The 15,281-nt window shown below is 57.6% G+C and carries 7 protein-coding genes; all 7 read left to right on the top strand.

Annotated elements, in window-relative coordinates; translation table 11 throughout:
• Positions 1-4: 4 nt before the first annotated feature.
• The gene (gene addB, locus PBOR_RS26450; RefSeq protein ID WP_042216821.1) at positions 5-3,583 is read left to right on the top strand and encodes a helicase-exonuclease AddAB subunit AddB; all 3,579 of its coding nucleotides are present in this window, start codon (positions 5-7) and stop codon (positions 3,581-3,583) included.
• Positions 3,580-7,734: a UvrD-helicase domain-containing protein gene (locus PBOR_RS26445; protein WP_042216820.1), complete on the top strand. Its 4,155-nt coding sequence runs from the start codon at positions 3,580-3,582 to the stop codon at positions 7,732-7,734. The genes addB and PBOR_RS26445 overlap by 4 nt, the downstream gene beginning before the upstream one ends.
• Positions 7,735-8,583: 849 nt before the next feature.
• The gene (locus tag PBOR_RS26440; protein WP_042216817.1) at positions 8,584-9,771 is read left to right on the top strand and encodes an exonuclease SbcCD subunit D; all 1,188 of its coding nucleotides are present in this window, start codon (positions 8,584-8,586) and stop codon (positions 9,769-9,771) included.
• On the top strand, positions 9,768-13,346 hold the full coding sequence (locus PBOR_RS26435) for an AAA family ATPase (protein ID WP_042216815.1): 3,579 nt from the start codon (positions 9,768-9,770) through the stop codon (positions 13,344-13,346). The genes PBOR_RS26440 and PBOR_RS26435 overlap by 4 nt, the downstream gene beginning before the upstream one ends.
• Before the next feature lie 607 nt (positions 13,347-13,953).
• Complete coding sequence (locus PBOR_RS26430; RefSeq protein ID WP_042216812.1) at positions 13,954-14,313, top strand: histidine triad nucleotide-binding protein; 360 nt, start codon at positions 13,954-13,956, stop codon at positions 14,311-14,313.
• Positions 14,314-14,451: 138 nt separating this feature from the next.
• Complete coding sequence (rpsU, locus tag PBOR_RS26425; RefSeq protein ID WP_005547957.1) at positions 14,452-14,625, top strand: 30S ribosomal protein S21; 174 nt, start codon at positions 14,452-14,454, stop codon at positions 14,623-14,625.
• A 15-nt stretch (positions 14,626-14,640) separates the two neighbouring features.
• Complete coding sequence (locus tag PBOR_RS26420) at positions 14,641-15,084, top strand: GatB/YqeY domain-containing protein (RefSeq protein ID WP_039310385.1); 444 nt, start codon at positions 14,641-14,643, stop codon at positions 15,082-15,084.
• The last annotated feature ends 197 nt before the right edge of the window (positions 15,085-15,281 follow it).

Genomic DNA, 15,281 nt, shown 5'->3' with positions numbered 1-15,281 from the left:
TGAAATGACGGTTAACTTTTTGATCGGACGCTCGGGCAGCGGCAAGACAACTACAATATGGGAGACGGTATCCTCACGGCTGAAGACAGAGCCGCTTGGAGCGCCGATCATTATACTTGTCCCTGAGCAGGGATCATTCGGTACTGAGCGCGGGCTGCTGGCTGCGGGTAATGTGAAGGGCAGCATCCGCGCCCAGACACTCAGCTTCTCGCGGCTGGCCTACAGGGTGAAGCAGGAGACCGGCGGCAGCGCGAGTCTGCCGATCAGCGAAGAAGGCAAGAAGATGCTGATCTATAAGATTGTCAACCGGCGCAAGGAAGAGCTGAAGCTGTTCGGCGCTTCTTCGGACCGGCCCGGATTTGTGGAACGGCTCAGCAGTCTGCACACGGAGCTCAAGCGCTGCTGCCTTGGAGCCGGTGACCTCGAAGAACAGCTGGGCAGAATGCGGGATGCCCTGGGAGGAAGCCCGATTCTGGCCGGCAAGCTGGAGGATCTGCACCTGGTCTTCAGTGAGCTGGAGCAGGAAATGTCGCAGCTCTACATGGATCAGGAGGACAGGCTGGCGGAGCTGGCCGAGCATATTCAGCATTCCGGCTATATCCGCGGTGCAGAGATTTGGGTAGACGGGTTCCACGGGTTTACCAATCAGGAATTCATCGTACTGCGAGAGCTTATGCAATATGCTTCGGGGGTGACCATTGCCCTGACCCTGGACCGGATCTATCAAGCGGGCCAGGCACCGCATGAGCTGGAGCTGTTTCACCCGGCTGCGGTTACATATATCAAGCTGCGCGGAATGGCAGAGGAGATGGGGCTTACAGTCTGGGATCAGCTTCTGGCTCCGCCTGTACTTCCAAGGTTCAAGGACAGCCCGGCTCTCGCGCATCTGGAGCGCGGATTCCAGCGCCGGATGCGCTGGAATGGAGCAGCCGGGCAAGTGGAGGAAGCAGTCAGTATCCGGGCTGCGGCCTCACGCCGGACCGAGGTCGAAGGCGTGCTGCGCGAGATGCTGAGCCTGGCGAGAGACTCGGGGGCCAAATACGGTGAGATGGCTGTATTCATGCGGAATATGAGTGATTATGAGCCGCTGATTGCTCCGCTGTTCCAGGACTTCGGCGTTCCGTTCTTCCTGGACCAGAAGCTGAATGAGCTGCACCATCCGCTGGTGGAATTCATCCGTTCCGCTCTGGATATAGTCCGCCGCCGCTGGCGCTACGAGGATGTGTTCCGCTGCGTGAAGACTGAGCTGCTGCTTCCGCCGGACGGAAGTATTACGCGCGCCAATATGGATGAACTGGAGAATTACGTGCTGGCCTGCGGTATTCACGGGTACCGGTGGACTGACGGCCGTTCATGGAAAGGCATTCCCCGCCTCTCGCTGGAGGGCAGTGAGGCCGTAGATGAAGCTATGCTGGCCAGAATGGAAGCCTGCCGGAGCGCGATCACAGGACCGCTGCAGGCTTTTGAGCAGAGAGTCAAAGCCAGCCGCAGCGGCCTGGAGCTGTGCAGGGCAGTATATCTGCTGCTTGAGGACACAGGGGCGGCGCGCAAGCTGGAACGGATGGGAGCGGAGTCTCTGGAGCAGGGACGCCCGGAAGCTGCCCGTGAGCATAACCAGCTGTGGGGTGCTGTGCTGGACCTGCTCGATCAGATTGCCGAGATGATGGGCAAGGAAAGAATGGAATTTGAACTGTTCGCCGGCGTACTGGAAACAGGGCTGGCTGAGCTCAAGATGGGGCTTGTCCCGCCTGCCCTTGACCAGGTGCTGGTCGGAACGATGGACCGTACGCGGGTGTCGGGAGTGAAGTATGCCTTCCTGCTGGGCTTCAATGAAGGTGTGGTTCCGGCACAGTTCAAGGAAGACGGGATCTTGTCCGAGGGAGAGCGTCTGCTGCTGGAGAATGCCGGTATGGAGCTTGCCCCCGGTTCATCCCGCAAGCTGCTGGATGAGCGCTTCCTGATCTACAATGCGCTTACGACTGCCAGCAGGAAGCTGTGGATTAGTTACGCAACGGCTGATGATGAAGGCAAAGCGTTGCTGCCCTCGGAGATTATCCGCCAGCTGCAGGGCATGTTCCCTGAAGGGCTGGATGAGAAGTATCTGTCAGGATTCCCCCAGGGAGGGGAGGCAGCTGATGAAAGCGCGTCTGCGGAAGCGGTCCACATGAATTTTATCGGCCATCCTGAGCAAACGCTCCGCATGCTGATGCTTCAGCTCCGGCAGTGGCGCCAGGGGGTGGAGATTCCGGGACTGTGGTGGGATGTCTATAACTGGTTTGCAGCGGATAGACAGGCAGACAAGGCGTTGAACAAACTGGCAGCAGCAGATGAGCAGGCAGAAGTCCCGGTGAAGCTGCAGCTTGAACGGCTGCTGGGCTCGCTGTTCTACCGCAACGAAGGGATCAGGCTGAAGCAGGAGACCAGCCTGCGGCTGTATGGCGGCCCCACACTGCGCGGCAGCGTGTCGCGCATGGAGAAATTTGTCGCCTGCTCCTTCTCCCATTTCGCCTCATACGGGCTGAGGCTGAAGGAACGCCAGCTCTACAAGCTGCAGGCTCCGGATATCGGGCAGCTGTTCCATGCGGCTTTAAGCCAAATGGCGCAGCGGCTGCAGGACCAGGGCCGCAGCTGGGGCAGCATGACGGCAGAGGAATGCCGCCGTGAGGCGGGCGAGACAGTAGACCGTCTGTCTCCGCTGCTGCAGGGCGAAATTCTGATGAGCAGCAAGCGTTACAGTTATATCTCGCGCAAGCTGAAGAATATTGTCGGCCGCGCTTCGGTGATCCTTGGTGAGCATTCGCGCAGGGGGAGCTTCGAGCCGGTCGGGCTGGAGCTGGATTTCGGTCCCGGGAAGGAGCTGCCTCCGCTGAGAATTACACTGCCGAACGGCTGCGTAATGGAGGTGGTCGGCCGGATTGACCGTGTGGATATGGCTGAAGGCGAGCAGGGTATTCTGCTGCGGGTCATCGACTACAAATCGAGCCAGAAGGATCTCAAGCTGCATGAGGTCTACTATGGATTGTCGCTGCAAATGCTGACCTATCTTGATGTGCTGCTCACCTATTCCGAGCAATGGCTTGGCCAGGCTGCACTCCCGGCAGGCGCGCTCTATTTCCATGTTCATGATCCGCTGCTGACCTCAGCCAACGGAATGAACCGGGAGCAGGCGGAGCAGGAGCTGATGAAGCGCTTCAAGATGAAAGGTCTGCTGACGGCCGACCGTGAAGTGGTCTCACTGATGGATACCACACTCGACAAAGGATATTCCTCTATTGTTCCGGTAGCGCTGAAGAGCGACGGCAGCTTCTACAGCAGTGCGTCTGTTGCTACGCCGGAGCAATGGGGTCAGCTGTTGTCTTCAGTCCGGAGTACGATTTCGGATATCGGGACGCGTATTACAGAAGGCGATGTGGCCATTCAGCCTTACCGCATCCAGCAGGAAACCGCCTGTACCTTCTGCTCCTTCCGTCCGGTCTGCCAGTTCGACGAGGCTGTGGAGGGCAACGGCTACAATAATCTGAGCAAGCCCGGCAAAGATGTAATCTGGGATCTGCTGTCCCGCAAAGGAGGAGAGAAATTGTGAGCATACATCCAGTAACGGAAGCGAAGCCGGAAGGGAGCCTGTGGAGTGATGACCAGTGGCGCGCCATTGCCGAGAGCGGCAGCGATATTCTCGTCGCGGCGGCAGCGGGTTCCGGCAAAACAGCTGTACTCGTAGAGCGCATTATCCGCAAAATAAGCAATGAAGAAGCAGGCTTCAGCGTGGACCGGCTGCTGGTAGCGACATTCACCAAGGCTGCAGCCTCCGAGATGCGGCAGCGGATCCGGGAGGCACTGGAGCGCAAGCTGGAAGAGGATACAAGCGGTGAGAACGAATACCTGCGCCGCCAGCTTGCCCTGCTGGGCAGAGCATCTATTACGACGCTGCATTCCTTCTGTCTTGAAGTCATCCGCCGTTACTATCAGCTGATTCCGATTGATCCGGGCTTCCGTATACTCAATGAGCATGAAGCTGAGATGATGCGCCAGGAGCTGCTCGATGAGCTGATGGAGGAGAAATACGGTGAGGTCACTGAAGACGGGGAAGATAGCGTATTCGTCCGGCTCGTGGACTGGTTCAGCGGGGAGCGCAGTGACGATGCGGTGCATTCGCTGATTCAGCGGCTGCATGATTTCGCACGCAGCCATCCCTGGCCGGCACAGTGGCTGCGGGATACGGCTGCTGATTTCTCACTGCCGGATGCAGAGTCCTTGAGCCATACCCCTTGGGTACAGAGCATTCTCGCCGAAGCCAGGCTGACGCTGGATGGTGCCATCAGCCAGCTGCTGCAGGCCCGTGAAATCGCGCTTCAGCCCGGCGGACCGGCGCCTTATGCGGATAACCTGACGGCTGACCTGGATATGGCGCAGGGATTACGGGATGCCGTAGAAGCGCAGCCCTGGGCTGATCTGTATGATATTTTCATGGAAATCTCTTTTGGCAAGCTGAAGCCCTGCAAGAAGGATGCAACCGATCCCGGCCTGCAGGAGAGTGTTAAGGCAACCCGGGATCAAGTGAAGAAGAGCCTGCTGGAGCTGCAGAAATCCTTGTTTGGGCGTCCGGCGGAATCTTTCCTGGGTGAACTCCATGAAGCGGCACCGCTGATGAGCGAGCTGGCCGAGACGGTTATCGGGTTCGGTGAACGTTACCGGCTGGAGAAGGCGGGCCGCGGGCTGGTGGATTTCAGTGATCTGGAGCATTACTGCCTGCAGATCCTGCGCCACCCGGACTCGCTTCCGGGGCATTCCCTGCCGTCGGATGCTGCCATGGAATACCGCAGCCAGTTCGATGAGGTGCTGCTGGATGAATATCAGGATACCAACAGTGTACAGGAGGAGATCGTCCGGCTGATCTCCCGTGAGTTCCCCGGCAACCGCTTCATGGTCGGGGATATGAAGCAGAGTATTTACCGCTTCCGCCTGGCTGAACCGGGGTTGTTCCTGGACAAATACCGCAGGTTCAGCGCTGATCCATCTGCTGAAGGTAACGGCAGCGGCCTGCTTGCCGGTGAAGCGGATGCCCGGACTGAAGCCAGTCCCGGGCAGAACGATAATGGCGGCGGCTCGGTCATTGACCTGGCCCGCAATTTCCGCAGCCGGCTGGAGGTTGTGAATGCCGTAAATATGGTTTTCCGGCAGATCATGGACAGCAATGTTGCAGAGATAAGCTACGACGAGCGCGCAGAGCTGGTCTATGGAGCCAACTTCCCGGGAGCGGTGGAGAAAGGGCCGGATACTTATTTTGCGCCGGAGCTGCTGCTGATCGATAAGGGGACTTCTGCATCCGGACAGCCGGAGGAACCCGGGGAGGACGATGAGCTGCCCCAGCAGGAGAATGAGGCAGTAGAGAGTGAGACTGCACAGCTGGAAGCACGGGCCATTGCCCGGCGCATCTCGCAGATGACAGGAATGACCGGCGGGGAACCGCTGCTGATCTATGATAAGGCACTGCGGATCATGCGTCCGGTAGTGTACGGTGATATCGTTATTCTGCTGCGCTCCGCGCGTGTGTGGACGCCGCTGATGATTGAAGAGCTGCGGAATGAAGGCATTCCGGCATATGGCGACCAGAACAAAGGCTACTTCCAGGCTACCGAGGTGGAGATCGCCTTATCGCTGCTTCAGATTGTAGATAATCCCCGCCAGGATATTCCGCTGGCCGGTGTTCTGCGTTCACCGGTGGTGAACCTGCGCGAGGAGGAGCTGGCGAAGGTGCGCCTATGCAGCACCGGAACGTTCTATGACGCGCTGGTTGCGGCATCAGGCGGCCGGGCGGCAGCGGGGGCAACCCCGGCTGGGCATGACGGAGCCGCAGGCGGAGACCCGGCGGCTGAAATTGCAGCGGCTTATGATCTTTTTGCCCGGGAAGAGGAGATCGTGCCGGAAGGCATGGCTGCCAAAGCAGAAAACTCAGCAGCGCGCACGGAGATTGATCCACAGCTGCAGGAGAAACTGCGGATTTTCCTGAATCTGCTGGAGAGCTGGAGAAACACCGCCCGGCAGGGGAGCTTAAGCGATCTGATCTGGCGTATTTACCGGGAAAGCGGGTATCTGGAATGGGTCGGCGGGCTTCCCGGCGGCTTTCAGCGCCAGAACAATTTGAAGGCTTTGTATGACCGGGCCGTTCAGTTCGAGAATGAGACTTCAGCCAGAGGCTTGTTCCGCTTCCTCGTGTTCATCTCACGGCTGAGAGAGAACGGCGGCGATCTGGGCGTTGCCGGAGGCAGCAGCGAGGAGGCTGGAGGCGTCCGGATTATGACGATCCACAAGTCCAAGGGCCTGGAGTTCCCGGTTGTATTCCTGGCAGGCATGGCCAAAATGTTCAATCGGCAGGATCTGCATTCCCCGTTCCTGATGCACAAGGAACTCGGCTTCGGTCCCCGCTTCGTGGAGAGGGAGACGCGGGTCAGCTACCCTACACTGCCTTACCTAGCCATCAACCGCCGTTCACGGCTGGAGCTGCTGGCTGAGGAGATGCGCGTGCTCTACGTCGGACTGACCCGTCCGCGCGACAAAATGATCCTGGTAGGCACGGTCCGCGATTTGCCGCGCACGGTATCCGGCTGGACTGCTATGCAGGGCCGGGAGGAGCTGCTCCTGGCAGACCATCTGCTGGCCCGGGGCCGCAGCTATCTGGACTGGGTGGGACCGGCGCTGATCCGCCATCCCGCAGCCGCTATTCTGCGCAAGCTTGCAGGTAGTGAAGGCACGGTATCCACGGCGCTTCACGGCGATGATTCCAACTGGAGCATATCGGTGCTCGGCGCTTCGGAGCTGGGCTCCGGATCTTTTCTGGCAGCAGACGGTGACAGTGACAAGAACGAAGAACGCCGTATGGCGCTTGAGGCGCTCCGCCGTGGTGAGACTGTGCCTTCGCTGGCAACTGCTTCTGCAGGGCAAATAGCAGACAGGCTGCTGTGGACCTATCCGTATGCGGCTGCTTCCGGCATTCCCGCCAAAACATCGGTGACCGAGCTGAAGGCATTGCTGTCCATGCAGGACCAGCCTTCCCTTGATCTGCTGGAAGAAACCTATGTTCCCGGGGGGCAGAAGACAAGAAGCGGCGGTGCGGGATATGGTGACAGCCTGCATCTGCAGCGCCCGAAATTTATGGAAAAGCGGGGGCTTACCCCTGCTGAGCGCGGAACCGCCTATCATACCGTTATGCAGCATATTCCGCTGGATGAGCCGGTGGACCGGTCTGTTCTCGAGGCTACACTTGCTCGGCTTGAACGGCTAGCCATACTTAGCAAGGAACAGGCAGACGCGGTTGAACTAGGGGAAGTAGAGGATTTCTGTACTAGTGAACTGGGCCGCAGACTCTTTAAGTCTTCCTGGAAGACCAGAGAGCAGCCTTTCAGCTATAGCGTTCCTGCAGACGAGGCTTACCGGGGACTTGCATATCTGGATGAAGCGGCAGCGGGACTCCCGGCTGACAGTGCCAGAGGGAGTTTCAATGAGACCGTCCTGATTCAAGGGGTGATTGACTGTCTGTTCCGGGAGGAAGGCCGGCTTATTCTGCTCGATTACAAAACGGATTTCGTCCCTGTGCAAGAGGGCGGGCTCGAAACGCTGACTGAGAAATACCGCTTCCAGCTGGAGCTGTACAGCAAGGCGCTGCTTGATATTCTGGGCGAGCCGGTCAGCGAGGTCTGGCTGTACTTTTTTGACGGCGGACATGCTGTGAGGTTGTGAGAATAAGGATTACGAGGCTAAGAGTGCTAAGAGTGCTAAGAGACTAACAGTCTAACAGTCTAAGAGACTTAGGATGCTATTAGACAAGAGGTTAAGGATTCTCATAGACTTAGAGATTAAGAGAATGAGAGATTTAACATATATAGGTTGAACCTCAAAGTATATAGACTAAGGGAACGTGGCGGGGAACCATTTTGGAATATAGCGGCGTCAGCGTCTGCCTTTATCTGCGGATTTCCACCGTGAACAGCGGAATAATTCAAGGAATCTGCAGACGGACAGCGGCCGTAGGGCGAAGTGTTCTCTGGATTCACGATATAGGTTGAGCGGATAGACTGACAAAGAGTATCTATATAAACAGCGCTTTAGACTGTAAACATTCAAGTAACCGGCTACCGATTATCTGTCACTCGAAATCTTTTAATTTTAATACCTGATTTGTTAGTGGCAGAAAAGAAATGAGATCCTTACGTTCACGCTGCATAGGCACAATTGTTGTACATTATCCAACTTGAATTCTTATATTCATGACTATTCGAAAGATTGTTGTACGAAATACAAGAATTGTCCTGCTAATCCGCTTGTAGAAGCAGAAATGCTGCCTTTTATACAACAATTCTGGATTAGGATCGATATAATGAGGAAAATGTTGTATTTCATGCAGGATTCAACAAAACACGCGGATGGTCAACACAAACAGCAGATAAAATCGATAATTGCTATGGCAACAGCAGCTGGAAACCTAAATATCCGTTGTAGGTGAAGCCAGCTCTTATCTAAGTATATTAAGTTCAGCCTTTATATATAAATCTATGATTGCCGCGGACAGGCGGGGAAAAGAGGGCGGAAATGCGCATATTGCACACGGGAGACTGGCATCTGGGGCGGACGCTGGAGGGCAGAAGCCGGCAGAAGGAGCAGGAGCAGTTCGTGGATGAGCTGGTGGAGATTGCAGATTCCTCCGGAGCGGATCTGATTCTGATGGCGGGAGATGTCTACGATTCGGTCAATCCTCCGGCTGCGGCGGAGCAGCTGTTCTACGAGGCTGCGGCCAGGCTGACGGCGGGCGGCAGGCCGCTGGTTGTCATTTCCGGCAATCACGATCAGCCGGAACGCGTAGCTTCCGTGTCTCCGCTTGTCCGCAGACAGGGGATTACACTGGTAGGAATGCCGACCTCAGAGCCGGTGACCGTGCATGCTGCAAGAACTGGTGAGATTGCCAAAATCGCTGCGCTCCCCTACCCCTCCGAAGCCCGGCTTGGCGAGCTGCTCGCCGGGGACGGCGGAGAGGCTGAGCTGCGGCTGGCTTACAGCGCGCGCGTCGGCAGGCTGATGCAGCTGCTCGGCCGGGAGTTCACGCCGCAGACCGTTAATCTGGCGATGAGCCATATTTATGTGCTGGGTGGTGTGGAGAGCGACTCTGAGCGGCCGATCCAGGTAGGCGGTGCTTATACCGTAGATCCCTCGGCGCTCTCCTGCGGTGCACAGTATACGGCACTCGGGCATCTTCACCGCGCCCAGCGGGTCAAGGGCGAGGGGATGATCCGCTACAGCGGCTCGCCGCTGGCGTACAGCTTTTCTGAGGCAGGGCAGGCCAAGTCGGTGGCGATGATTGACGTTGCTCCCGGCGGGGAGCCGGTGTTCGAAGAAATCTATCTGAGCTGCGGCCGTCCGCTGGTCAACTGGAAGTCAACCGGAGGATTGCAGGAGGTCTATAGCTGGCTGGATGAAGGCAGGGATGCGGGGGCATTCATCGATCTGGAGCTTCGTTTGACGGAGGCGATGTCGATGAACGATATCCAGCGTCTGCGCAAGTCACGGGAAGGCATCGTACATATCCGTCCGGTCTATCCGCAGATGGAACAGGAGCTGGAAGAGACTGCGCGCTCACGCATGCCTGTACAGGAATTGTTCCGCAGGTTCTACCAGCGCCAGACGGGCGGGGCAGAACCGGACGACAGCCTGATTGAGCTGTTCCTGGAGCTGGCTGAAGAAGAACGGCAGGAATCTGCGGAAGGGGAGGAGATGCTTAAGTGAAGCCGATACTACTGAAATTATCCGGACTGCAAAGTTATAGGGAGCAGCAGGAAATTGATTTTGCCAGTCTCACTGAGACCGGGCTGTTCGGGATCTTTGGTCCGACCGGCAGCGGCAAATCCAGCCTGCTGGATGCGATCACGCTGGCGATGTACGGTAAAGTAGAGCGCGCGGTGAACGGGACCCAAGGCATCATGAACCATTCCGAGGACCAGCTCAGCGTTGCCTTCACCTTCGAGCTGACCTCTTCTTCCGGGGCCCGGCGTTACCGGGTGGAACGCAAATTCAAACGGACCGGTGAGCAATCAGTCAGCAATACCATCAGCCGGTTCATCGAGGTCAAGGATGACGGCGATGTTGTAATGGCTGACAAGCTGGCGGAGGTTACCCGCTGTGTGGAAGAGCATATCGGGCTGAAGATGGATGACTTCACTCGGGCGGTGGTGCTGCCGCAGGGCAAATTCGCCGAGTTTCTGTCCCTGCGCGGTGTAGACCGCAGGCAGATGCTCCAGCGCCTGTTCCATCTGGAGCAGTACGGGGACGGGCTGGCCCTTAAGCTTAGCCGCCGCGTCAAAGAGAATGAGGCGGCACTGCGTGCTTTGGAGGCCGAACAGCAGGGACTGGGCAGCGCAGGCAAGGCAGATGTGGAAGCGGCAGCTGTCCGGGTGCAGGAGGCTGTCCGCCATGCGGCAGAATGCCGCAAGCGGCTCACGGAAGCGGCGGCGCGTGCTGAGCGCTTCGCCCGCATCCGCGAGCTGCAGGAGGAGCATGCCCGCCGCGGGCAGCAGCGGCAGGCTCTACAGGCCCAGGAGGAGCAGATTCTCCTCCTGGAGCAGAAGCTCGGCAAGGCTGACGATGCCGAGAAAAGGCTGCCCGCGCTGAAGGCCTGGCGCAGCGCGGAAGAGGCCTGGAAGAGCCGGCTGGCCCGCGCGGAGGGCCTGGAGGCTCTGGCCTCCGCCGCCAGCCGGGAGGCGGCGGTAATGGCGGAGGCGGAAGCAGCGGCACAGGCCGCGCTTACTGCTGAAGAGCCGGCCCTCCGGCAGGAGGAGGGCCTGTTCCGCCGCGCGCTCGAGCTGGAAGCCGAGCTCGGCGGGCTGCGCCAGGAGCGCGCGGCGCTGCTGGCGCGGGGGGACGAAGCCGCCCGGGGCCTAGCCGCCGGGCGGGAGAGCCTGGCCCGGGAGCGTGAGCTTTTGGCCCGCGGCCAAAAGAAACAGCACGAGCTGCAGCGGAGCCTGCAGCCGCTCGCGGTCCGCTCCCAGGAGCGGCAGTCTCTGCAGGAAGCCATGCAGAGACTGCAGGGTCTGCGTTCTGCCGAGCTCCAGCGGGAGTCGGCAGAACGTGAGCACCGCGGGCGCGCAGCGGTGCTCACGGCGGCGCAGGCGCGCCTGGCCGCTGCCGGTTCCCGGCGGCAGGCGCTTGCTGCCGGGCGCGGGGAGCTGCTTGCCGCCGCTGCCCTGCACCAGGAAGAGCTGCAGGCGGCCGAAGGTGCAGCGGGAGCCGCTGCCGGCCGCCTGGAACAGCACACCAGCGCGCTTGAAGCTGCGCTGAAGGAGCAGGAGGTTCACAGGCTCTCGCTGGCGCTCGCCCGTGAACTCCAGGAGGGTGTGCCCTGCCCTGTGTGCGGCAGCCAGCACCATCCCTCCCCTGCGCTTAATCAGGAGCAGGGGGAACATGAAGAGCTGGACCAACGGCTCCGCCATGTCCGCATTCTGGCCCGGCAGGCGCTGGAGACACGCCATTTGTTCCGCAGCCTGCTGGAGCAGGACGGATCATGGCTTGCCCAGCTGGGCGGGGCAGCGTCCGAAGAGGCGCTGGAGCAGACCGCTGCTACGGCTGCCGGGATAGAGCAGCAGCCGGCTGTTAGCTCTGCCTCTCGCGACTCTCTCGCATCTCTCGAGTCCTCTGCAACTCACGACTCTCCTGCATCCCATGAGTCCTCTGCACACGACTCACTTGCTTCCCTTGAGTCCTCGGCGGCCCTTGAGTCCCTTGGAGCCCCTGTGTCCTCTGGATCACTTGCAGTCCCTGCCGCCGCAGACATCCCGGATGAAGCAGCATTATCCGGTCTGAATGCCCAGCTGGTCTCGCTGAAGGCCAGTTCCGGAGAATTGCGCCGTGCGGCCGCAGACTGGCAGCGCTCCATGCAGGAGCTGGAGCAGCTGTACCACAAGGAAGCGGCCGGTGCTGAAGCTGAGCAGACCTGGGTGCAGGGTCTGGCTGCCAAAGCGGAGGAACTCGCCGCCTCGGCGAAGAAGCTTAGGGAAGAATGGAACCGGCTATTTCCGAAGCTTGCGCCTGAGGAGGCAGAGAAGGCCTATCAGGAGATGCTTGCCAAGGATGAGCGGGCTGAGGAGATCCGTGGACGGCTGGAGATCAGCGTCAAGTTTCTGGACGAGAAGAGCCTTGCTGTACAGGCACTGCAGGAGCAGATAGCCGGGCTCGACAAGGAGCTGGCACAGTGGGATGCGCAGCTTGAAGGCAAAGAAGCCCTTGCGCGTGACAAAGAGCAGCGTCTCCGGGAATGGACAGGCGGGCGTCCGGCGGCTGCGCTGCTGGCCGAATGCGAGCGCAGGCTGCTGGAGCTGCAGGCTGCGCTTGAACGCACCCGGCAGGGACACCGCCAGGCGGCGGACAAGGCCCAGCAGCAGACGCGGGAAGCTGCGGTTGCCCGTCAGGCGGCAGAGTCTGCGCATGAGCATTATACGGCAGCCGACTCCCAGTGGAAGGAGACGCTGCAGTCTTCGGTGTTTGCTTCAGCCGCTGAGGTTGAAGCCGCGTCACTGGAGACCTCCGAGCGGGCACAGGCGGCTGAACGGGTGCGGGCTCACCGCGAGGAGGAAGCGGAGTGTGCCCTGCAGCTACGGAGTCTAGAGGAGAAGCTGGAGGGTGCTGTGCTTAGTGGTGAGGAGTGGCAGGAGAGCCAGGCGTCACTGCAGAAGTGCAGGGAAGAGGATGAGAGTTCACTGCAGGCCCGCGCACGTGCGGAGCGTGATCTGGAGGATCTTCAGCAGCGGCACATCCGCTGGATGGAGCTTGAGGGCCAGCGGGCGGAACATGCTGCTATGCAGGACCGCTTGTCCAAGCTGCAGACGGTGCTGCGCGGCAATGCCTTTGTGGAATATATGGCGGAAGAACAGCTGATGCAGGTGTGTCAGTCCGCCTCACAGCGTCTGCGTTTCCTTAGCAAGCAGCGCTACGCGCTGGAAGTGGATTCCGGCGGAGGTTTCGTCATCCGTGATGACGGGAACGGCGGTGTTAAACGGCCAGTCTCGACGCTATCCGGCGGGGAAACCTTCCTGACCTCCCTTGCACTGGCGTTAGCCTTGTCAGCCCAGATTCAGCTCCGTGGACAGTATCCGCTGCAATTCTTTTTCCTGGATGAGGGTTTCGGTACGCTGGACCCGGATCTGCTCGATACCGTGATAACCTCACTGGAAAGATTGCACAATGACCAGCTGTCCGTGGGCATCATCAGCCATGTTCCGGAGCTTCGTGCCCGTCTGCCGCGCAAGCTGATTGTAGTTCCTGCAGAGCAGGGCGGCGGGGGTTCAACCATTCTTTTGGAAAAAATGTGAAATGCGGGGTTGAGTGTGACAACGATCACAGATACACCTTCAACCCCCTGTTATAATACAGCTAAGCCGACATCATTTGAAACACCTCGGCGGACGTATGACAGGGAATTTGTTCCTTCTCATACGTCCGCCGCCGAAGCAGCTCATATGAGCTGTGAAGGGTGTTTCTTTTTTTTTGTCTTTTTTTAAATAAGAATTTCTCAGTTTCTTCCCTCGTTCCACCGCACCTGAAGTATTCTGCCCTGTTATAATACAGCCTTGTCTTCTTGATCCTATTTCATATACTTCCTCCGGGGTTAACCGGAATGCCCGGACTCCGCCTTTCGTTATCTTTCAATTTCCTGTATGATTAGAGCCATAAACTTTAATTTGTCGCGAAGCGGATCAGGCCGGAATAACCAACAAATTCAGGCAAATGCGCCCCGCCGGGCAAAAGCTGAGCTCACGATTACAGGGTGCAACCCTGTGAGCGGCGGATTTATTTAGTGGAAATGGCCGTGAATACGCCTGTTTTTACAGTATAAGGACTGCCAGTGCTACAGAATTTACCGCGGGAAGTGCCGGATGCAAGCTTCTGCATCACAAATTTCTGGGGAGGATGCGTTGTATGGAAACTGTGTTCAGCAAAATTATCGAAGGTTCGATCCCGTCCACCAAGGTGTTCGAAAATGAGCGGATTCTGGCATTCTACGATATTGAGCCTGCAGCCCCTGTGCATGTGCTGATTATCCCGAAGAAGTTCATCGCTTCGATGAACGATGTCACGCCCGAAGACCTGCCGCTGATCGGCGAGATCCATGCTGTTGCACAGCAAATTGCGGTAGAACTGGGAATCGCTGATACCGGATACCGGCTGATTAATAACTGTGGACCGGACAGCGGACAAGCGGTGCCTCATCTGCATTATCATCTGCTGGGCGGCGCCAAACTTGGTGCCCTCGTAGGGAATTCTGCTTCGCACGCATAATCAGGAATTCAATAAAGCATTCCGGCTAAAAAATAATAACACGAAGGTTGACACCTTATTTAGGTTTGACCTATAATGAAATTTGATGAACCGTGTTGTTATGCTCTTGGACGGTCTGGTCGGAGGGAGGGAAAACTGGTGTCTGAAACGAAAGTTCGCAAAAACGAGACAATTGATGCTGCACTTCGTCGCTTTAAACGTTCCATTGCTAAGGATGGTGTCTTGGCTGAGGTGAAGAAACGCAAGCATTATGAGAAGCCAAGCGTAAAGCGCAAGAAGAAGTCTGAGGCTGCTCGTAAGAGAAAGTTTTAGGAGGATTACCCACGCATGAATCTTAGCGAACGATTAAACGAAGATATGAAGCAAGCGATGAAGAGTAAGGACAAGTTCAGACTCTCCACCATTCGAATGGTTCGTTCTACAATAAAGTATCTTGAAATAGATTTGAAGAGAACATTAGACGACAACGAAGTGCTTGATATCCTTAGTCGTGAAATCAAACAGCGCAAAGATGCCCTCCAAGAATTTGAAGCAGCGGGTCGCGAAGAGCTTGCCGCGAGTACTAAGGCAGAAATCGAGATTATCATTCAATATCTTCCTGAACAGCTTTCCGAAGAAGAAATTAAAGTAATTGTACAGCAGACCATCCAGGAAACCGGTGCTTCTTCGAAAAGTGAAATGGGTAAGGTGATGAGCGCACTGATGCCTAAGGTCAAAGGTCGCGCCGATGGTAAACTCGTGAACCAGGCGGTTCAGCAATTTCTGCAATAATATAACGCTAGCACCCCTTTAATTAGGGGTGTTTTTCGTTATGTGGAGAGTGGCGGACTCCAAGTGCCAATAGCTTCGAATGCAGCAGAATGCATATTGGAAAATAATCGGCGTCACTTTCAGTTTCTCAAATAGCCTCTCTATCAACCTCTCTATCAACATCCAACTTTCCTGTTTCCCCCCTCAAAGCAGTTTTG

This window comes from Paenibacillus borealis (assembly GCF_000758665.1).
GTDB classification, from domain to species: domain Bacteria; phylum Bacillota; class Bacilli; order Paenibacillales; family Paenibacillaceae; genus Paenibacillus_AQ; species Paenibacillus_AQ borealis.
Note: the sequence above shows the minus strand (reverse complement) of the source record. Positions and strands in the feature narration are given on the sequence as shown.